The 20838-nt window shown below is 59.5% G+C and carries 18 protein-coding genes; 12 read left to right on the top strand and 6 right to left on the bottom strand.

Annotated features, from left to right (window positions below; translation table 11 throughout):
- Positions 1 to 85 precede the first annotated feature (85 nt).
- Complete coding sequence (locus tag FZF01_RS15825) at positions 86 to 1486, bottom strand: GntP family permease (RefSeq protein ID WP_150279048.1); 1401 nt, start codon at positions 1484 to 1486, stop codon at positions 86 to 88.
- A gap of 216 nt (positions 1487 to 1702) precedes the next feature.
- On the opposite strand from FZF01_RS15825, the gene FZF01_RS15820 reads away from it, so the two are divergent.
- Positions 1703 to 1963, top strand: a complete 261-nt coding sequence (locus FZF01_RS15820; protein WP_150279047.1) for an Lpp/OprI family alanine-zipper lipoprotein — start codon at positions 1703 to 1705, stop codon at positions 1961 to 1963.
- A gap of 111 nt (positions 1964 to 2074) precedes the next feature.
- Here FZF01_RS15820 and FZF01_RS15815 read toward each other — a convergent pair whose 3' ends face one another.
- Genes FZF01_RS15815 through FZF01_RS15805 form a run of 3 tightly spaced genes read right to left on the bottom strand, consistent with a single transcriptional unit; the run spans position 2075 to position 4084 of the window.
- Positions 2075 to 3055: a L,D-transpeptidase family protein gene (locus FZF01_RS15815; RefSeq protein WP_150279046.1), complete on the bottom strand. Its 981-nt coding sequence runs from the start codon at positions 3053 to 3055 to the stop codon at positions 2075 to 2077.
- A 1-nt stretch (position 3056) separates the two neighbouring features.
- Positions 3057 to 3413 (bottom strand): hypothetical protein, encoded by a 357-nt coding sequence (locus FZF01_RS15810; protein ID WP_150279045.1) that lies wholly within the window; start codon positions 3411 to 3413, stop codon positions 3057 to 3059.
- 56 nt (positions 3414 to 3469) lie between these two features.
- Positions 3470 to 4084, bottom strand: a complete 615-nt coding sequence (locus FZF01_RS15805; RefSeq protein WP_150279138.1) for an arylesterase — start codon at positions 4082 to 4084, stop codon at positions 3470 to 3472.
- A gap of 24 nt (positions 4085 to 4108) precedes the next feature.
- Here FZF01_RS15805 and FZF01_RS15800 point away from each other — a divergent pair, with 24 nt between their 5' ends.
- Together FZF01_RS15800 and FZF01_RS15795 are read left to right on the top strand one after the other, a co-directional pair.
- Positions 4109 to 4789, top strand: a complete 681-nt coding sequence (locus FZF01_RS15800; RefSeq protein WP_150279044.1) for an ABC transporter ATP-binding protein — start codon at positions 4109 to 4111, stop codon at positions 4787 to 4789.
- A complete protein-coding gene (locus FZF01_RS15795; protein ID WP_150279043.1) occupies positions 4786 to 7287 on the top strand; it encodes an ABC transporter permease in 2502 nt (833 codons plus the stop codon). The genes FZF01_RS15800 and FZF01_RS15795 overlap by 4 nt, the downstream gene beginning before the upstream one ends.
- Here the strand turns inward: FZF01_RS15795 and greB are convergent.
- On the bottom strand, positions 7284 to 7757 hold the full coding sequence (greB, locus tag FZF01_RS15790) for a transcription elongation factor GreB (protein WP_150279042.1): 474 nt from the start codon (positions 7755 to 7757) through the stop codon (positions 7284 to 7286). The genes FZF01_RS15795 and greB overlap by 4 nt on opposite strands.
- Positions 7758 to 8234: 477 nt before the next feature.
- On the opposite strand from greB, the gene nirB reads away from it, so the two are divergent.
- The 6 genes from nirB to FZF01_RS15760 all read left to right on the top strand — a co-directional run bounded on the left by nirB (position 8235) and on the right by FZF01_RS15760 (position 15590).
- Positions 8235 to 10793, top strand: coding sequence for a nitrite reductase large subunit NirB (gene nirB / locus FZF01_RS15785; protein ID WP_150279041.1), 2559 nt, complete (start codon positions 8235 to 8237; stop codon positions 10791 to 10793).
- Positions 10793 to 11167: a nitrite reductase small subunit NirD gene (gene nirD / locus FZF01_RS15780; protein WP_150279040.1), complete on the top strand. Its 375-nt coding sequence runs from the start codon at positions 10793 to 10795 to the stop codon at positions 11165 to 11167. Before nirB ends, nirD begins: the two co-directional genes overlap by 1 nt.
- A gap of 38 nt (positions 11168 to 11205) precedes the next feature.
- A complete protein-coding gene (locus tag FZF01_RS15775) occupies positions 11206 to 12018 on the top strand; it encodes a formate/nitrite transporter family protein (RefSeq protein WP_150279039.1) in 813 nt (270 codons plus the stop codon).
- 60 nt (positions 12019 to 12078) lie between these two features.
- The gene (locus FZF01_RS15770) at positions 12079 to 13812 is read left to right on the top strand and encodes a bifunctional protein-serine/threonine kinase/phosphatase (protein ID WP_150279038.1); all 1734 of its coding nucleotides are present in this window, start codon (positions 12079 to 12081) and stop codon (positions 13810 to 13812) included.
- 163 nt (positions 13813 to 13975) lie between these two features.
- Entirely contained in the window at positions 13976 to 15157 is a 1182-nt protein-coding gene (locus FZF01_RS15765) for a GGDEF domain-containing protein (protein ID WP_150279037.1), read from the top strand.
- Between the two features lie 58 nt (positions 15158 to 15215).
- Positions 15216 to 15590: a YajD family HNH nuclease gene (locus tag FZF01_RS15760; protein ID WP_150279036.1), complete on the top strand. Its 375-nt coding sequence runs from the start codon at positions 15216 to 15218 to the stop codon at positions 15588 to 15590.
- Positions 15591 to 15617: 27 nt separating this feature from the next.
- Here FZF01_RS15760 and FZF01_RS15755 read toward each other — a convergent pair whose 3' ends face one another.
- On the bottom strand, positions 15618 to 16550 hold the full coding sequence (locus FZF01_RS15755) for a glutathione S-transferase family protein (protein ID WP_150279035.1): 933 nt from the start codon (positions 16548 to 16550) through the stop codon (positions 15618 to 15620).
- Positions 16551 to 16692: 142 nt separating this feature from the next.
- Between FZF01_RS15755 and FZF01_RS15750 the strand changes: the two genes are divergently transcribed.
- The 3 genes from FZF01_RS15750 to dacB all read left to right on the top strand — a co-directional run bounded on the left by FZF01_RS15750 (position 16693) and on the right by dacB (position 20836).
- Complete coding sequence (locus tag FZF01_RS15750) at positions 16693 to 18402, top strand: DEAD/DEAH box helicase (RefSeq protein WP_188434479.1); 1710 nt, start codon at positions 16693 to 16695, stop codon at positions 18400 to 18402.
- Between the two features lie 8 nt (positions 18403 to 18410).
- On the top strand, positions 18411 to 19229 hold the full coding sequence (locus FZF01_RS15745; RefSeq protein ID WP_150279137.1) for a TatD family hydrolase: 819 nt from the start codon (positions 18411 to 18413) through the stop codon (positions 19227 to 19229).
- 146 nt (positions 19230 to 19375) lie between these two features.
- Entirely contained in the window at positions 19376 to 20836 is a 1461-nt protein-coding gene (dacB, locus tag FZF01_RS15740; protein ID WP_150279033.1) for a D-alanyl-D-alanine carboxypeptidase/D-alanyl-D-alanine endopeptidase, read from the top strand.
- Positions 20837 to 20838: the final 2 nt, after the last annotated feature.

Below are 20838 nucleotides of genomic sequence, written 5' to 3'. Positions count from 1 at the left end.
AAATGTTCTCCCCGGCAGTAGCAATTACTGCAAACCCTATTGACCCCCGGCGGCGAAAAAAAATTCACACCGGGGGCAATGTGTCTTACGCGGGTGGAGTCACTCCCACCCCGAGTGCCATCAGCAGTGCAATTGATGCCAGACAGGCTATCACTGGTATCGCCACTGTGACCATGAACATATCCTTGTACGCCTCACGGTGGGTCAACCCCATAATCATGAAGGTCGCAATAACGGCGCCACAATGGGGCAGCGAGTCCAGACCGCCCGATGCAATAGCTGCTATACGGTGAAGAATCTCCGGCTCGATGCCCATTTCCAGATACTGCGGCGCCAGCGTTTGCATGAAAATCTGCAGACCGCCCGAGGAGGAACCCACAATGGCCGAGACCACGCTCGCCGAAGCAAATACGGACAACAGCGGCGGCAGGTCAGCGTTGAGAATCCACTGGGCGAACTGGCTGAAGCCGGCTGTCTGGGTAACCACGCCACCAAAGCCGATAACCGCAGCCGTGTTGATCAGCGGCATGATCGAGTCCTCTGCGCCCTGGCCAAATACCTCGACGATCTTGCGGCGCATGGAGGGAAAGAGCACTACGCAGGTCAGCGATCCGAGAATCAGGGCCATGCTCGGCCAGATGATCGGCTGCGCCTGACTGAAGACCAGCAATGATGCCAGCGCACTGTCACTTTGCGACCAGTCGCCCAGGGAAATAATCAGACGCGGCAGCATGATGGTGCCGAGTACGACAACCATCGGCACCAGCGATAGCTTCCATGAAGGAACGTTGTCCAGATCCCCGGCCAGCTGCTCCATCCGGCGATCCTGGGCATTTTCCACAAACCCCTCGCCATTGGCGCGGGCCAGGCGCCAGCCACGCTCCACGTACCACATACCCAGACCGCCCATGATGAGCGCGGCAAACAGGCCAATCCAGCCACCAGCGAAGAGGTCAGTGCCCAGAGAACTGGCGGAGATGACGTTGTGAATGGAGGGAGTGCCTGGCAATGCGGTCATGGTAAAAGTGCCTGCGCCAACGGACGTTGCAGCGGCCCAGAGACGTTTCGGCAGGTTGGCTTCACGCATCAATGTAATACCCAGTGGGTACATGGTGAATACCACGACGAACACCACAACACCACCGTAGGTCAGAAGTGCACAGACGATCATGCCTACCAGCAATGTATGCTTGACGCCAAGACTGCGGGTAATGGCCAGGGAGATACTCTTGGCCGCCTGGCTGGTCGCCATGGCCTTACCGAAGATTGCGCCGCAAAGAAACAGCAGGAAGAAGCGCCCGGCAAAACTGAAGGCACCCAATGAACCGGAAGGATAATATTCGAGCAAGGTGCGGGGTATCAGCAAACCGTTGGTCACTGCCACCACTAGTGCGCAAACCAGCGACGCGATAAAGATATTGATTCCGCGCATGGCCATGTAGATCAGTAGCGCAAGGCCGGCCAGCAGTCCCAGATTTCCCAGCATAGGAAGCGTTCCTTTGTAATTATTGATTGGCTCGCGACACGATACCTTAGCCACTGGACATTACAACTCTGCGCACCCCCCCTTCCATGCGCTGAATAACACGCCTACCCGATGGTTTATGGAGCTGCAGTTACGTTTTTCGTAGTTACTGCTAAACTTAAATTCGCCAGTTGGCAGAATTTTTTCATACCCGTTTCGATCAACAAGGGGATACTTATGCAGAACGTACTGAAGGTTTCAGCTATTTCGTTAGCCGCATTGCTGGCCGTGGGTTGCAGCACCAACGAGCACCAGCATCAACAGATGGAATCCCGCCTGTCAGCGGCTGAAACATCGGTTGCCCGCGCCCAGGCTCGTGCAGACGAGGCCTATCGTATGGCCGAAGAAGCAATGGCCGCCGCACAACGCGCCGATCGCAAGGCCGAAGAAGCCAACGAACGCGCCCGCCGTATGCTAGAACGCGCCAGCCGGAAGTAAGTCGGTACCGGCCGCCTGTATCATTCCGGCGCACAGGCGTCGGAATGATACAACCTCCTTCCTAGCCAGCAGCAGCCGGTCGAACAGGCAACGCTGACTGCATGCATGGAATTACCAGTAATTCTGAACCTGTTCGACCTCGGGCTGGTAGCCCATGGCCGTACCGATCCGGACCGGAATACCCTCCTCGGCGAACACCGCATCCCTGATCGCCTGCCAGTCCAGACGCACTCCGCCGGATACATCAGTTCGTTGCGCGAGCAATGCCTGAATCGCTGCTTGGCGATCCAGCGTTGAAGGCAGCCCGTGTTCGTCCAGTGGCGTGTGCACCTCCAGGTACAGATCACCCCTGCCGTCGAGCCCCAGCTTGAATGGCTGATTGACTATACGCACCGGCGTATTCAGCGGAATCTGCGGGAAAAGCTGGGTGATATCTTCATTGCGCATGCGAAAACAACCGTGGCTGACCCGCATACCAATGCCGAATTTTTTATTGGTGCCATGGATCACGTATCCGCTCATGGCCAGATTCATCTTGAACGGTCCCATTGGATTATCCGGGCCTGGCGGCACAACCGCTGGCAGGATGTCACCCTCAGCGGCGTGTTCCTCTCGAATCGACTGTGGAGGATACCAGGACGGATTCGCCTCCTTGCGCAGGACTCGCGTCTCGCCGATGGGCGAAGACCAGCCTTCCCTGCCGATACCCACCGGGTAGGTCAGGACCTTCCCGCCCTCGGGGGGGAAGTAGTACAACCGGTACTCAGGCAGGTTGATCACGATACCGGTGCGCGGGACGCTGGGTACCACGTGCAAGCCGGGCATGCGTATTTCGGCGCCCTCACCAGGCACCCAGGGATCAATAGAAGGATTTGCCGCGATCATCTCCAGATAGCCAAAACCGTGCTCGCCGCCCAGTTTCGCGAAGGTGTCCTCATAGCTGGCGGTAACGCTGTACACCTCGCCAACCAGCTCCTGATCGTCCCCCTGCAAAGGGTATTCAAAGGCTGCCAGGGGCAAGGCAGCAAAGGCGAATGAAGCCAGTACGCCGCAACCCAACTGTCTTGCACGGGAATACACAACGCTACGCATGTCAGTCTCCCTGGACAACATCCAGACCTATTTGACGAACTTCGTCAGCAGCTTCGACCAGCGCGACAGCACCTGCGCGCCCGGTCCTGGCAGATCGCCCGGTGCCCCGTCCAGCAATACGCTGCGAGCGTGCATGGGACAGACACTCGGGGCACAGTTGCGGCAGGATTGAACGCAGCAACTCGGAAAAAACCGGCCGCGCAGGTAACAGATCACCACACAGAGTACGCTCTACCGGTACATCCAGGCGAAGATTGATATCCACCAGATGGGTATGCCAGGGATCTGTTATGAACAGATCATGCTGCTCTTCGCGCTCCACGACACACCATCTTCTGGCCATCCAGCTTGCTGTCACACCCTGTCTCCTGCAGTACCAAATGGCTCCGCTGCCGCCATTTGGCGACAGCCTGATCAACGCGCATCAAGCCAGGCCTCTATGGGCGGCCAGGCATTATCCAGTATCCGTTCCTGCGCCTTGGCCGTGGGGTGTATCCCGTCGGCCTGCATCAGGGTCCTGTCAGGTTCGCCAGCAATTCCCGCAAGAAGAAACGGAACCAGTGGCACGTCATGTTCCTCGCTCACCGCAACGAAGACCTGCGCAAATGCCTCGGTAAAGCGCAATCCGTAATTCGGCGGCAACTGCATTCCCAGAAGAAGAACGTCCGCGCCGGCCGCCCGAGCCTGCTCGACCATCAGTGAAAGATTCTGTTGCATATTGGCCGGGCGCATTCCGCGAAGCCCGTCATTACCGCCCAATTCTATCACTACCAGGTCAGGCTCATGGCGCTCCAGCAAGCGTGGCAGGCGGGCCAGCCCCCCAGCCGTGGTGTCGCCGCTCACTGACGCATTGATCACCGGAAGAGACTCGCCACTGGCCTCCATACGCTGCTCCAGCAGAGATACCCAGCCATCGCTGATTTCCAGACCGAAAGCGGCGCTGATACTATCGCCGACAACCAATATCCCCTGGGCGCTCGCTGGCCAGGCCAGAGCGCTCAAGAGCCCGATTGCCAGATATTTTCTAATGAACCTAATCAAAAGGCAGATTCCATGTCAGACAGCGTGATCGTTGCCCGCCACCTTAGCAAAGTCGTTCGCAGCCAGGAAGCGACATTGACCATCCTGGACGATGTCAGTCTGGCTATTGCCAAGGCCAGCAGCGTCGCCATCGTGGGCGCTTCAGGTTCTGGCAAGTCCACCTTATTGAGCCTGCTTGCCGGACTGGATCTGCCCAGCAGCGGCGAGGTGCATCTGGCTGGCAGAAACCTGAGTGATCTGGATGAAGACCAGCGGGCAGAACTACGCGCTGAGCACGTCGGCTTTGTGTTTCAGTCATTCCAGTTGCTCGACAGCCTGACTGCCCTGGAAAACGTCATGTTGCCCCTGGAACTCCACGGTCGCCATGATGCCCGTCAACGCGCTGCAGACCTGCTCCAAAGGGTTGGGCTGGGCGCGCGCCTGACGCACTATCCGCGCCAGCTCTCCGGTGGTGAACAGCAACGGGTGGCCATTGCCAGGGCCTTTGCCAGCGAGCCGGATATTCTGTTCGCCGACGAGCCCACCGGCAACCTGGATGCTGTTACCGGGCAACACATAACCGACCTGCTGTTCGACCTGAACCGCGAGCAGCACACCACGCTGGTCATGGTCACCCATGACCAGCGCCTGGCCGAGCGCTGTCAGAGCGCCTTGCAACTGGAAGCGGGTCGTTTGCTGGAGCCCACGCAATGAACAACGGCACCTGGTCCCTGGCCACCCGTCTGTTGGCCCGCGAATGGCGCGCCGGCGAACTGCGTGTACTGGTTATGGCCTTGATTATCGCGGTTCTGGTCAGCACTGCGATCAGCTTCTTCACCGACCGGCTACAACGGGGCATGGTCAGCAGAGCAGCCGAGTTTCTTGGCGCCGACATGGTCATTTCCTCCCGCGCTCCACTACCCGAAGCGTTTCTGCAGCGTGCTATGGAAGACGGCTTGTCCCATGTGGATGTGGTCGAATTCAACAGCATGATGAGTGGTGATGTGGAGATTCAACTCTCCAGCGTCAAGGCCGTAGGCCCGGGCTATCCACTCAAGGGTCAGGTGCGGGTGGCCGATCAGATGTTCGGTACCGAGCGCGTCGTCAATGCGATTCCGCCTCCCGGCGAAGTCTGGATCGAGCCCCGGCTGGCCGCCCAGCTCGCCCTCGAGACCGGGGATACCCTGGATGTGGGTATGGCCAGCATGTCCGTCAGCGCCATGCTGACATACGAGCCTGACAGGGCCGGCGATTTTTATAGTCTGACGCCCCGTGTACTGATGAATCTGGCTGATCTTGAGGAAACCGCGGTGGTGCAGCCGGGTAGCCGGGTACGCTATCGCCTGCTGTTGAGCGGTGCCGAGGGCGCGCTGCAAGGCTACGCGAACTGGTTGAGACCACAGCTGGAGGACAACCAGCAGCTGACTACTGTGGCAGATGACAACCAGCAGATCGGCAGCGCCCTGGACCGGGCCGCCCAGTTTCTGGGGCTGGCAAGTATTGCTGCCGTAGTACTGGCGGGTGTCGCTGTAGCCCTGTCTGCCAGCCGCTTTGCTACTCGGCATTTCGACACCAGTGCGCTGCTGCGCTGTCTTGGCGCCAGCAGACGCCGGGTGATGTCGATTTTTCTCATCCAGCTGGCCTGCCTGGGCCTGGTTGCCACGGTAATAGGTCTGGCTCTGGGCTGGGTCATGCAATGGGGACTGGTGCTGTTGTTGCGAGACCTATTACCGCCGGATCTGCCGGGCGTGGGCCTGAAACCCCTGCTGGTTGGCGGCGCTACCGGTCTGATTGCACTGGCCGGCTTTGCTCTGCCCCCGTTGATACGGCTGGGCAAGGTGGCACCACTGCGGGTGCTACGTCGCGACCTGGCGCCACTGCCCAGCAGTGGCTGGCTGATTTACGGTCTGGCACTGGGCGGGCTCAGTCTGCTGATGTGGCAATTCACCGGCAATCTGCGCATCACCCTCGCCGTGGTCTTCGGTGGCGCCATCGCCGCCCTGCTGCTGGGTCTGGTAGCCTGGGCATTGTTGCGCCTTTCGGGCAACCGGCTGCGCAATGCCGGGCTCGCCTGGCGCCTGGGCAGTGGCCAGCTTCTCAAGCAGCCGATCGCCGCCGCCGGCCAGATACTCGCCTTCGGTCTCATCCTGATGTCCATGGTGGTCGTACTGATTCTGCGCACCGAGTTGCTGGATACCTGGCAACAGCAGCTACCCGAGGACACCCCCAACCACTTTGCACTGAATATCATGCCGGCAGAGCAGGCCGAGTTCACCGCGGCGCTGGAGCGTATCGGTGCGGTGAGCGCTCCGCTGTACCCGGTAACCCCGGGGCGTCTTACCGAGATCAACAGTCGGCCGGTGCGCGAACTGGTCACCAAGGAGAGCCAGGGCGAGCGAGCTGTCAGCCGCGATCTGAGTCTCACCTGGTCCGCCACTATGGCCACCGACAACACACTGCTTGCCGGAGAATGGTGGCCCGATACCCTGCCAGATGATGAATCCCTGATATCCATCGAATCCGGTCTGGCCGACAGCCTGGGCGTGGAAGTGGGTGATGTATTGAGTTTCGTGATTGCAGGGCAGGTGCTGGACGCCCGCGTGCTGAATATCCGGGAAGTGAATTGGGATAATTTCACGCCCAACTTCTACATCATCTTCTCGCCCGGCAGCCTGGAGAACATGCCTGCGACCCTGCTCACCAGTTTCAGCCTGCCCACGGAGAAGCGGGCCGAGCTGCGCGATCTGGCACGGGCCTTTCCAGCCATGACCCTGCTCGAAGTCGAAGCGTTGCTCAAGCAGATTCGCGACATCCTCGCGCAGGTCACACTGGCTGTGGAATACGTCATGGTATTCGTGTTGCTGGCGGGCTTTACCGTGCTGTTCGCCGCCTTGCAGTCGACCCTGGACAATCGCCTTTATGAAGGGGCTTTGCTGCGCACACTGGGGGCACGCAAGGCGCTGTTGCGGCAGGCCAACCGCCTGGAATTCGCGCTACTGGGTTCCCTGGCCGGCATCATGGCGATTGTCGCGGCGGAGCTGATTACCTGGCTGCTGTATCGCTTCGCGTTGAATCTGGACTGGTCGCCACACTATCTGCTATGGGTACTGGTGCCTGTTACCGGCGCCGTTCTGATCGGTGTCGCAGGCGCCTTGGGTACCCGTGCAGTGGTGCGGGAAAGTCCGATGCGACTGATCAACCGCGGCAGCTAGGCGCTGTAATCGATCGCATTGATCACCCAGCCCATCTCACCCTCGGGGGTGACCACCACGGCCTCATCCCCGACCGACTTGCCCAGTAAGGCACGCGCCATGGGTGAGTCGATCGAGATATAGTCCCTGCGGCCAAAAATCTCATCGTAACCTACGATCCGGAAGCGGCGCTGGACACCCTCGTCGCTCTCCACCTCGACCCAGGCACCAAAGAACACCCTGCCCTCCTGCTCCTGCCGGTGCTCTACCACCTTAAGATCCTCGATGCGCTTGCGCAGATAGCGCACCCGCCGGTCGATCTCGCGCAGCAGCTTCTTGTTGTACTGATAATCGGCATTTTCACTGCGGTCGCCAAGCGATGCGGCCCAGGTCACCTTGCGCGTGGTATCGGGTCGCTTTTCCCGCCACAGGTAATCCAGCTCTTCCTTCAGGCGTGCATAGCCTTCAAGCGTTATCAGTCGTGTCGTCACTATCGTGTCTCTGTCATGAGGGTGGGCACCGGCCAGCAGCCGCACCAAAAAAGGGATTTATTGTGCTCTGCGCACCCGTATGGACCAGCCACCAGGCCAACTCGACCTGCCGAATCCAACAGTCTGCGTTGAAGCTTTGGCATTACCTCAGCCAGGAGGAGCTCGCACAGTCCCGGCACATGCGGCCTGGGCAGCAGCTCGCTAACAGGACTCCGGCCGGAGCCGGTCCCGAAGCAATCTCCTGGCACGCAAGTTGCTGGTTACAAAATATCTCCGGCCATCAAGGTGTCCGGACAACCCCGGCGGTCAATGACGACTTTTCCCGGGCCGGTGAACCAGGCAGCGTGGCCAGGCACTCACCCACTGTAAACAACCCATGAATATCAGGCAAAGGCGCCTGAAGCTGACACCAGCTTCAGGCGCCTTTTTTTGTTTTGGGTCACTGCCATCGGCAGCGGCTGGAACGGAGGAAAGGCTATGAGCTCCAACACCAGGTCAGGCAACAAAGAGACACTCGTGATTATCGGCAACGGCATGGTCGGACACCATTGTGTTGAACAGCTGATAGAGCGCGGCGCCCTCACCCAATACGAGCTGCATGTATACGGTGAGGAGCATCAGCGTGCCTATGACCGCGTACATCTGTCAGAATATTTCGGCGGGCGCGATGCCGAATCCCTGGCCCTCTGCGATGCCGAACTGTATGCCACCCATGGAGTCCAGCTGCATCTCGGCGTACAGGTGCTGGATATCGACCGTTCGCGCAAGGAAGTCATTACCCGCAACGGCCGACAGGCTTACGACCAGCTGATCCTGGCAACAGGCTCCTATCCTTTCGTGCCGCCCATCACCGGAGCCGAGGGCGATTCGCGCCTGGTCTACCGCACCCTGGAAGACCTGGACGGTATTCAGGCGGCGGCCAGCGGTGCGCGCCGAGGCGTTGTGGTCGGCGGCGGTCTGCTGGGTCTGGAAGCCGCCAACGCGCTCAAATCCCTGGGCCTGGAAGCCCACGTGGTGGAGTTTGCGCCGCGCCTGATGCCGGTCCAGCTGGATGACGAGGGCGGTGCCGCATTGCGTGCCCGAATCGAGTCCCTGGGTGTGGGTGTACACCTGGGCTGCGCCACCGAGGAGATAATCGCTGGCGAGGAATACCGCTACCGCATGAACTTCAAAGGCGGTGAGTTTCTGGAGACCGATCTGATCGTTTTCTCGGCCGGCATTCGCCCACAGGACGCCCTGGGGCGTAGTGCAGATCTTGAGCTCGGCCCTCGCGGTGGCATCGCCATCGACGACGACTACCGCACCAGCGACCCGGCGATCTTCGCTATCGGCGAGTGCGCTGCCTGGAATGGTATGTGCTTCGGCCTGGTCGCCCCGGGTTACAGCATGGCGCGCAACCTGGCGTTGCAACTGACCGGCCAGCCCCATGAATCCTTTGCCGGTGCAGACATGTCCACCAAGCTCAAGTTGCTGGGGGTGGATGTCGGTTCGATCGGCGACGCCCACGCCGCCACCGAAGGCGCCAAGAGCTACCGCTTTATCGACGAAACCAACTCCAGCTACAGTCGCCTGGTAGTTTCCGCCGATGGCAAGAAGGTGCTTGGCGCCGTGCTGGTGGGCGATAACAGCTACTACGACACGCTCTTACAATATTGTCAGAATAGGATCGATCTGCCTGCGGATCCGTCGGGCCTGATCCTGCCCACGTCAAACGGAGCGCCCACCCTGGGTGCCGATGCGTTGCCCGACACGGCCACCATCTGCTCCTGTCACAACGTCAGCAAGGGGGCCATCTGCTGCTCGGTTGATGCCGGTTGTACCGATCTTGGCGAGCTGAAAAACACCACCAGGGCAGCCACCGGGTGTGGTGGCTGCACCGCCTTGCTCAAGCAGGTGTTCGAGCATGAACTCAGCGCCCGCGGCGTCGAAGTAGACAAGAGCCTGTGCGAACACTTCGCGCATACCCGTCAGGAGTTGTACGCCATTGTCCGGGTCGAGGGCATCACCAGCTTCGAAGCATTACTTTCCAGCCACGGTCGTGGACACACCGGTTGCGATATCTGCAAACCGGCGGTGGGCTCGATCCTCGCCTCCTGCTGGAATGCGCCAATCACCGATCCGCTGCTGGTGCCACTGCAGGACACCAACGACACCTTCATGGCCAACATGCAGAAGAACGGCACCTACTCCGTGGTACCACGTATCGCCGGCGGTGAAATCACTCCCGACAAACTGATTGCCATAGGCGCGGTCGCCAAGAAATACGATCTCTACACCAAGATCACCGGCGGTCAGCGTATCGACCTGTTTGGTGCACAACTGCATGAGCTGCCGGATATCTGGGCGGAGCTGATCGATGCCGGTTTCGAGACCGGGCATGCGTATGGCAAGTCCCTGCGCACGGTCAAATCCTGCGTGGGCAGCACCTGGTGCCGCTACGGGGTACAGGACAGTGTCGGCATGGCAATCAGACTCGAGGATCGCTACAAGGGCCTGCGCTCGCCGCACAAGATCAAGTTCGGTGTATCGGGTTGTACCCGCGAATGCGCCGAGGCGCAGAGCAAGGACATCGGTGTGATCGCCACCGAAAACGGCTGGAACCTCTATGTATCAGGCAATGGTGGCATGCGGCCGCGGCACGCCGAACTCTTTGCCACGGACCTGGATGACGCCACCCTGATCCGCTACATCGACCGCTATCTGATGTTCTACGTGCGCACCGCCGACCGTCTGCAGCGCACATCCGTGTGGCGTGAAAGCCTGGAAGGCGGCCTTGATTACCTCAAGGAGGTGATCATTGATGACAGCCTGGGACTAGCAGCCGAGCTTGAAGCGCAAATGCAGCTGGTCGTCGACCGCTATGAATGCGAATGGGCCAACGCCCTCAAGGATCCGGAAAAGCTCAAGCGTTTTCGCACTTTCGTCAACGATGAGCGCGGCGATCCGGATATTCATTTCGTCAAGGAACGCGGCCAGATCCGACCGGCCCGGGCCTCCGAGCTTCACTTGATTCCCGTTACCGAGGAGATCCTCTGATGACCCATTCCAATACCGTAGCTCACCGCCTGACGGGAGACTGGCAAGCGGTCTGCAGCCGCAAGGATCTTGTTGCCAACTCGGGGGTCGTCGTCTGGCTCGATGGCGCTCAGGTCGCGCTTTTCCACCTGCCGCAAACCGATGAGGGCGAACAGGTATTTGCCGTGGAAAACCGCGACCCCAAATCCGGCGCGAACGTCATTGGCCGCGGCATCATCGGCCATCTCAAGGGCGGGCTGGTGATCGCCTCGCCCCTGTACAAACAGCATTATCGCCTGGCGGACGGTGCCTGCCTGGAATACCCCGAACAGCAGCTACGTGTATGGCCCGCCCGCCTGAAGGGTGATGCCGTCGAAATACAAACCGCGTCCTAATCGGCGCGGCTCCTTCCTTCCCTGCAAAGAGAAACTTCATGTCCTATCTCATTCCCTCCGAATTCGTCACCAAGATGATCGACGCCGGTGAGTCGAAAGTATTCATGGCGCCGCGTGATGCGCTTATCCGCGCGTTCATGGCCGGTGCCATTCTTGCCATTGCCGCGGTATTTGCTGTCACAGTCACGGTGCAGACAGGCTATCCGATAATCGGCGCGATTCTGTTTCCAGTGGGCTTCTGCATTCTGTACCTGATGGGCTTCGACCTGCTGACCGGGGTCTTTGTTCTCACACCCCTGGCCCTGTTCGACAAGCGCCCCGGGGTGACCGTCGGCGGAATCCTGAAAAACTGGGGCCTGGTCTTTACCGGTAACTTTGCCGGTGCGCTGACTGTTGCGTTTCTGATGGCGATTGTTTTCACCTACGGCTTTACCAAGGCGCCGGATGCGGTTGGTCAGATCATCGGAGATATCGGCGAAGGACGCACTGTTGGCTACAAGGAATACGGCGCAGGCGGCATGGCGACCATCTTCATTCGCGGCGTGCTCTGTAACTGGATGGTCTCGCTGGGCGTGGTCGGCGCCATGATCTCGACCACCGTCAGTGGCAAGGTCATCGCCATGTGGATGCCGATCATGTTGTTCTTCGGTATGGGCTTCGAGCATTCGGTGGTCAACATGTTCCTGTTCCCCTCCGGCCTGATGCTCGGCGGTAACTTCTCGATCATGGATTATCTGATCTGGAACGAGTTACCCGTGGTAATCGGTAATCTGATCGGCGGCTTGTCGCTGACCGGCCTGACGCTCTATGCCACCCATATACGCACCGGCGTCAAACGCGTTCCCGCCTGAATCAAACCAGCCCACCCCGGCCCGGAACTGGCCGGGGCCCAGCACTCAAGTCAGGACACCATGCCCAACCAACTGACCGTATCCACAGGACACTGCTCGGCGAAGGGCCGCAAGGAAGTCAATCAGGACTTCCATGGTATGCGTATACCCGATGAACTGCAGTTGGTCACCAAGGGTATTGCCATTGTGCTGGCCGACGGCATCAGCAGCAGTCAGGTCAGCCAGATTGCCAGCCAGACCGCAGTGACCGGTTTTCTCGAGGATTATTACTGTACGTCCGAAGCCTGGTCAGTCAAGAAATCCGCCCAGCGGGTTCTGATGGCCACCAACTCCTGGCTGCATGCCCAGACTCGCCAGAGCCAGTACCGTTACGACCGCGAGAAGGGCTACATCTGTACGCTGAGCGCGCTGATTCTCAAGTCAACTACCGCCCACCTCTTTCATATCGGTGACGCCCGCATTCACCACCTGCGCGGCACTAGCATCGAACAGCTGACCAGTGATCATCGCCTCTGGATAACCCGCGATCAGAGCCACCTGAGCCGCGCACTGGGGATCGAAGCCCATGTGGAAATCGACTACCGGACCCTTGCGCTGGAACAGGGCGACGTCTTTGTACTCACCACCGACGGGATCCATGAGCATCTGTCGCCAGCCAGCATGGTCAACCTGATAGCCAGCAATACACACGACCTGGACGCCGCAGCAAAACAGATCCTGATCAGGGCCTATGATCAGGGTAGCGATGACAACCTGACCGTACAGATAGTGCGTGTCGACAGCCTGCCGGCACAGCAGGACGCCACCGAGCTGCTCGGGCAACTGACCGGGCTACCCTTTGCGCCTCACCTGGAGGCGCGCATGGTTATAGATCAATTCACCGTGATACGGCCGTTGCACGAGAGTAATCGCAGCCATGTGTACCTGGCGCAGGACAACGAAACAGGCGGTTACGTGGCGCTCAAGACACCATCGATGGATATGCGCCACGACCCGGCATACCTTGAGCGCTTCCTGATGGAGGAATGGATAGCCAGGCGTATCGACAACGCCCATGTGGTCAAGGCAGCGACGTCCAGCCACAGGCGAAGCTGTCTTTACACCATCAACGAGTATGTTGCAGGCCAGACCCTGGCCCAGTGGATGATCGATAATCCGCGCCCCGAGCTGGAAACCGTGCGGACCATCGTCGAGCAGGTCGCCCAGGGACTGCGCGCCTTCCACCGCCTGGAAATGCTCCATCAGGACCTGCGGCCGGCGAATGTGATGATCGATGGTAACGGCACCGTGAAGATCATTGATCTGGGCGCAACACAGGTCGCCGGCATCATGGAGATGACCCCGCCCGCCGTCGATCAGAGCGTTCTGGGCACGCTGCAATACACCGCGCCCGAGTATTTTGTCGGTGATCATGGTTCGCCGTGCTCCGACCTGTTTTCCCTCGCCGTGATCACCTACCAGCTGCTCAGCGGGCGCCTACCCTATGGGGTCGAGGTCGCAAGGGCCCGCACGCGGGTAGCCCAAAGCCGCCTGACCTACAGATCGGTCCTGGACGAGGGCCGGGACATCCCGGCATGGATCGATGATGTCCTGAAAAAGGCGCTGCACCCTCAGCCTCACAAACGCTATCAGGAGCTGTCGGAGTTCATCTACGACCTGCGCAACCCGACGCAGCGCTTTCTCGATCGGACCCGTGCTCCCCTCATGGAGCGCAACCCGCAGCAATTCTGGCAATTCACTTCAGCCATTCTGGCTTTCATCCTGGCGCTGATGCTCATCTTCTGGCCCCGCTAGCAAGGGTCGGCGCAGCCAGAATCCAGCACCGAAACGGAACCGCCTCACAGGGTACAAAGCTCGTGGTTATCATTTGCACTAAAAAGGGCTAGCATCAACTGACTTGCTGGCGAGACACATCCGCAATCGCCCTGGCAACAAACAATAAGAATGGGAAACATCAATGGACACTGCACCGCTCGACAGGGGCCGTAACCACGCCCATGAAAAAGCAGCAGGCACCAACAACCTTGTTGCGCAGGCGTTGCGCAAACGCCGCCTGGGCATGTCCTTCATTACTTACCTGGCAACCTTTCTAGTTGTTCTGCTGTTTGCCTTTCAGGGCCTGGTCCCGCTCCCGATCGCCGTCCACTTCCTATTGTTCAGCCTGGTAGTCAACGGCCTGATCTGGGCCTGCATTCATCTGAACCTCAACCTGAAGCTGCGCGACCCAAGCATGACCATGCTGCAAATCACGCTCAGCCAATGGCCGGCTCTTTGGCTGATGTTCTTTCTGGAGGCCGGCCAGGCCCGTGCAATATTTCTACTGATCACGGTAGTCCCGCTGCTGTACGGGATTCTCGCGTTGAAAGTCCGCAATTTCATCCAGGTCAGTATCATCTTCCTTATCCAGTATTGCCTGTTGCATCTGGCCCTCTGGCAGTGGCGCCCGCAGGTGTTGGAAGCCAGTCTGGAGCTGGTACAGCTGTTCGTCTTCATCATGGTACTGGCAGAGGTGGCACTGATTGGTGGTTTCATCAGCAGCCTGCGCGACAAGGTCAGGCAGCGCAACCAGGAGCTGCAGGACGCCATGGAGCGCATCCAGGAGCTGGTCAACATTGACGAGTTGACCGGCGTCTACAACCGCCGGCGAATCGTCCAGGCGCTTTCGGAGGAATCCAATCGATTCCGCCGCACTCCCGGCGCCTTCAGCCTGGGCATCATGGATGTGGACCACTTCAAGGAAGTCAACGACACCTATGGCCACCAGGCCGGGGACGAAATCCTCCGTGAACTGGCCAAAACCGTAGTCGGCGAGCTGCGGGCCATAGACAGCTTCGGTCGTTATGGCGGCGAGGAGTTTCTGCTGGTGCTTCCGCAAACCGCACTGCATGGCGCGCGAATCAAGTCCGAGAGGCTCTGCAAGACGATTGAGGGATTGCGCTTCAAGGGCCTACCCGCCGACTTCAGCGTCACTGTTTCGGTGGGCGTGGCCGAGGCATTCCCCCAGGAAGACACCGGCGAGACCCTGGCACGGGCCGACCGTGCGCTCTATGCCGCCAAGGAAAATGGCAGAAACCAGGTGGTATGCTGCAGTGCAATAAACCCGGCGGATCTGGCCTGCCCGCACGGGCTTGAGGACTGAATACAGTTCAGTATGAACTGCGTTAGACTGAGGGCCTGACACCAGTGAGATACCCGCCATGAACACCAGCAAAACATCCCCGGCCACTGCCCGTCTGGACAAGATTCTGGCCGACGCCAAACAGAGTCGCGAGAGCGGCTACCGTGAAAAGGCCTTGAAGATGTACCCCTGGGTATGCGGTCGCTGTGCCCGCGAATTCAGTGGCAAACGGGTTAGCGAACTGACGGTGCACCACCGTGACCACAATCACGACAATAATCCTCAGGATGGCTCGAACTGGGAACTCTTGTGTCTTTACTGCCACGACAACGAGCATGCCCGCTACACCGATCAGCAGTATTTCAGCGAAGGCTCGACCGCCAGCCAGCAAGGCCCCCAGTCAAGCCACAAGGCCTTTGCCGGTCTGGCAGATCTGCTCAAGAACAAATCCTGAGCCCTGGCCCGACTACACTCGCAGGATTCAGTGCCGCCCGTGGGCCAACGTCAGATCCAGACCCTCACCCAGGGGAACGATACGCGTTGGATTGATAGTATCGTGGCTGTAATAGTAGTGCTGTTTGATCTCCTCCAGATCCACCGTTTCAGCGATCCCCGGCTGCTGATACAGCTCGCGCAGGTAGCCGGTAATATTCGGATAATCCTCTATCCGCCGGATATTGCACTTGAAGTGCCCGTGATACACCGGATCGAAACGCACCAGCGTGGTAAACAGCCTCCAGTCGGCTTCGGTGATCCGGTCACCGGCCATGTAGCGATGATTGCCCAGCACAGTTTCGACCCAGTCCAGCGCGCCAAAGAGTGTCACGCATTCATCTGCGTAAACGCTCTGACTGGTGGCAAAACCGGTTTTGTAGACACCGTTGTTGATCTGGTCGTAAACCCGCCCGTTGACGCTGTCAATTTCCCCACGCAGGTTCTCCGGGTAGTAATCGTCGGTATTGCCGGTCAGATCGTCAAAAGCACTGTTGAAAATCCGGATGATATCCGCCGATTCGTTATTCACGATGGTTTCCTCCCGTGTATCCCACAGCACAGGCACAGTTACCCTGCCGGAATAATCCGCTTTCGCCTTGGTATACAGCTGATGATGGAATTTGAAACCGTAAAGGGGTTCTGGCGGATCGTAGGTCCAGCCATTCTCCAACATGTGCGGGTGCACCACGCTGACCGGGATATGTTCCTCCAAACCCTTGAGCTTGCGCATGATCAGGGTCCGGTGTGCCCAGGGGCAGGCCAGGGCAACATACAGATGGTAACGCCCGGTCTCCGGAGCAAAGCGCCCTCCTGGCTCGATGCCCTCACGAAACCCTGCATCCTCGCGAACAAACTTGCCGCCCGTACTGTCCGTGTCATACCACTCGTCGTGCCACACGCCCTTTACCAGCCTGCCCATATTCCTGACTCCCTCAACAATTGATGTACCAAGCTTGGCAGCACCAGCACCTTCTGACCAGTTGCCGAAAAACCTTGCGGCAATTATCCGGAGAAGCGCGTATACTATTCGATCTATTTATTCCCCAAGGTTCACTTCAAGTATGTCCGATACCGCTCCGGCGGCACCTCAGTTCGCCGACTTAGGCCTGCCTGCACCCCTTCTCGAGGCGATTACCAGCCTCGGATACGAAACACCCTCCGCCATTCAGGCCGAGGCAATTCCTACCCTGCTGGCAGGCGAAGACCTGCTCGGTCTGGCCCAGACCGGTACTGGCAAGACCGCCGCTTTCGCGCTACCGGTTCTCGCCGGCATCGACGTCAGCGTGCGCGCCACCCAGGCCCTGATCCTGACGCCTACGCGTGAGTTGGCCCTGCAGGTTGCTGAAGCATTCCAGCGCTATGCGCAGAACATGCGCGGCTTTTCCGTGCTTGCACTGTACGGCGGCTCCGCCTTTGCGCCCCAGTTCAAGGCGCTTGAGCGCGGTGCCCACGTTGTCGTGGCTACACCGGGCCGGCTGACCGACCACATGCGTCGCGGCAGCATCAAGTTCGAGAACATGCGCTTTCTGGTGCTCGACGAAGCGGACGAAATGCTCAAGATGGGCTTTGCCGACGACCTCGACGCCGTGTTCGAGAAGGTGCCGGAGAAGACCCAGAAGGCACTCTTTTCTGCAACCATGCCAGCTGGTGTGCGTACTGTTGCCCGTAAGCACATGCGTGACCCCAAGGAAATTCGTCTGCACAGTGGTGTGAGCAGCAGCCTGGACACTATCACCCAGATCGTCTGGGAAGTGTCCAACCACCATAAGCTCGATGCGATGACGCGCCTGCTCGAAGTCGAGCCGGTCGAAGCGATGATCGTTTTCGTGCGCACCAAGACGGCCAGCATGGAAATTGCCGAGCGCCTGGAAGCCAGGGGCTTTGCCGCCGCCGCACTGAATGGTGACTTGAGCCAGCAACTGCGTGAGCAGGTTGTCGACCGACTCAAGCGCGGCCTGCTGGACATCGTGGTAGCCACCGACGTGGCCGCTCGTGGTCTGGACGTGGAGCGTATCTCCCACGTACTCAACTACGACGTACCACACGATAGCGAATCCTATGTACACCGTATCGGCCGCACCGGCCGTGCCGGTCGCTCGGGCACCGCTATCCTGTTTGCTACGCCACGTGAGCGCCGCTTGCTGCACCTGCTGGAAAAGGCCACCGGCCAGAAAATCCAGAGCCAGGCACTGCCCAGTGCGGACGCCGTTCGCAGCGGTCGCCTGACCAAACTCGCCGCGCGCATCAACACCGCCCGCGAGCAGACCGGTGCACTGCACGAGAAACTGGTAGCCGATCTGCTGACACTGACCAACCTGGAACCGGAAGAACTGGCAGCGACCCTGCTGGCCATCATGCCGAGCGCCAAGACACTGGTCGAGCCGGTCAAGGATCTGCCCACTGCGGCACCTGCCAGCCAACACGATGGCTATGCCGAACGTGATAGCGGCCTGGTTCGTTACAAGGTCAAGGGTGGTCGCTCCAACGGCCTGATGCCCAAACCTCTGGTTGATGCCTTGTGCCGTCACGGCGGACTGCAACGCCAGCAGATTGGACATATCAAGCTGTTCAACGAGCATAGCGGCGTGTACCTGCCGGAACTCAGTGAAGCCACCCTGGCGAAACTGGCTTCAGTCGAGATCAACGGTATTGCCCTGCAAATCCGTGCCTGGCCCCTGCCGCCTGGTGAGTCCGAGCCGCCGACGCGCCCGCGTCCACGCAAGGATTTCGCTGCCAAGCCACGCAGTGCAAAACCCCGCCCGACGAAATAATCGTTGTGCTGGACTGGATTGACATCGGCGTCAACCTGACCGACTCCGCCTTCGACACTGATCGTGAGGCGGTGCTCGAGCGGGCCTGGCAGGCCGGTGTCAGCCAGATGGTTCTGACCGCCACCTCACTGGCAGTCAGTCACCAGGTACAGACCCTCTGCAATAAAGATCCCCAACGCTTGTTCTGCACCGCCGGCGTGCACCCGCATCAGGCCAGCCAATGGAATACCCAATTGGCTGACGAAGTGCGTGTGCTTGCCACGGCAGATTGCGTGCGGGCGATTGGCGAATGTGGGCTCGACTACAACCGGGATTTTTCTCCCCGCCCCATGCAAATCCAGGCCCTGGAAGCCCAGCTGGAGATCGCCGCGGAGCTGCAGCTGCCGGTGTTTCTGCACGAACGCGACGCCAGCAAGGTGCTCATCGACCTCCTCAGGGATTATCGCGACAGGCTGCCCGCTGCCGTGGTGCACTGCTTTACCGCAGACCGGGAAGCGCTCTACCCCTACCTTGATCTGGATTTGCACATCGGAATAACCGGCTGGATCTGCGACGAAAGGCGCGGCAGTCACCTGCATTCCCTGGTGAGTGACATCCCTGCAGGCAGGTTGATGATTGAGACAGATGCGCCCTGGCTGGTACCGCGCACCCTGCGACCCAAGCCGAAAAAAGGTCGAAACGAACCGGCTTTCATTACCGAAGTCGCCCACACCCTGGCGGCTTGCCGCAGCGAGTCAGTTGAACAACTCTCGGTCCATACCACCGCTACTGCCAGACAGTTCTTCGGCTTACCCACCCCAGCGAATCGCTCTGCCCCCGCTACTTGATGTATTCCATCGGCTGTATGCTGATATTCAGGCCAGGCCCTTGGCGCCGACGCGCTATTACGCCATGATGGCTGTAGACATAACAAAGCCAGACGCAGCGCTCAAATACAGAGATTGCCTGCACACCCCGGAGTACCCAGCAGATCATGCGAATTATTCTTCGCCAGCTTGTTTCCACTACGGCCATGCTAGCCTTGAGCACGACAGTCTGGGCAGCTGATTCCGGTATATTACCGGCGACCGTCAAACAATCACTGCAGGCTGCGAAACTGCCTGTCGAAGCCATGTCAGTGGCAGCCATTCCCCTGGAAGGTCAGGGCATGGCGCAATTCGTCAACGCCGACAAGATCGTCAATCCGGCCTCGACCATGAAGCTGGTCACTACCTATGCTGCACTCGAGTTACTCGGCCCCACTTACAGCTGGCGCAGTGAGCTGCTTGGAACCGGCCCCATCAACAACGGCGTGCTCGAGGGCGACCTGATCTTCCGCTCCAGCGGCGATCCGAAAATGACTATCGAACGTATGTGGACCCTGCTGCGGGATCTGCGCGCAGCGGGTGTTCGCGAGGTCGCCGGCAATCTCATACTGCAGCCTGCCGATATCCGGCTACCAGCCGATGCGGTGCCTTTTCCGGATGATGGCAACGACCCGAGCAAGCCTTTCCTGGTTGAACCCGATCCCCTGCTGACCAACCTGAAATTGCTGGTATTGAGTAGTTATGGTGAGAGCAATGGCGTACGCATCCATATGGAGCCCGCCCTGCCTGAAGTAACCATCAACAATCAGTTGCGGTTGCTGGCGCCAGTCAATTCATGCCCCTGGCCCAACGTGACCTACGGGATCGTGGATAATGGCAGCAATGCGACAATTACTCTGGCCGGTGCGCTGCACGAAGGCTGTTCGGTACAACGTTACATGTCCGCGCTGAACGCTCCGACCTATACCGGCAGCATGCTCCGCAGCCTGTGGCGCGATATGGGTGGCGCCATACGCGGTACTACGCTTGTCGGCCAGGCTTCGAGCAATGCACGCCAACTGGCCTACAGCGACTCACCCGACCTGGTGACCGTGATCCGCGACATCAACAAATTCAGCAACAACACCATGGCCCGGCAGCTGTTCCTGACCATTGGCCGTGAAACGCGCAAACCAGGGGACCTGGACGACCAGCGCTCGGCGGTACGCAGCATCAACCAATGGTTGGGCGGCAAGGGTATTCAGCCCACAGCACTGGTCATGGAGAATGGCTCTGGTCTGTCAAGAATAGAGCGGATGACGGCGAGGGATATGGCGATGTTGCTGCAACAAGCCTGGAAGAGCCCCTACTCTGCCGAGTTCATCGCCTCGCTGCCGCTGGCAGCAATGGATGGCACCATGCGTCGACGCCTGCGTAACACCTCTGTAGCTGGCCAGGCCCACATAAAGACCGGCTCCCTGCGCAGCGTCCGCGCCATTGCCGGCATCACCCGTGACGCCAATGGCCAGAGCTGGGCGGTGGCCGCCATCGTCAACCACCCCGCTGCCGGCGCCAGCCGCGAGGCGCTGGACCGGGTTCTGACCGATGTGTACCGCCGCGCACCGACCAATATCGCCACCAACCAGTAGGC

The sequence above is a fragment of the Halopseudomonas salina genome (genome assembly GCF_008641105.1).
Note: the sequence above shows the minus strand (reverse complement) of the source record. Positions and strands in the feature narration are given on the sequence as shown.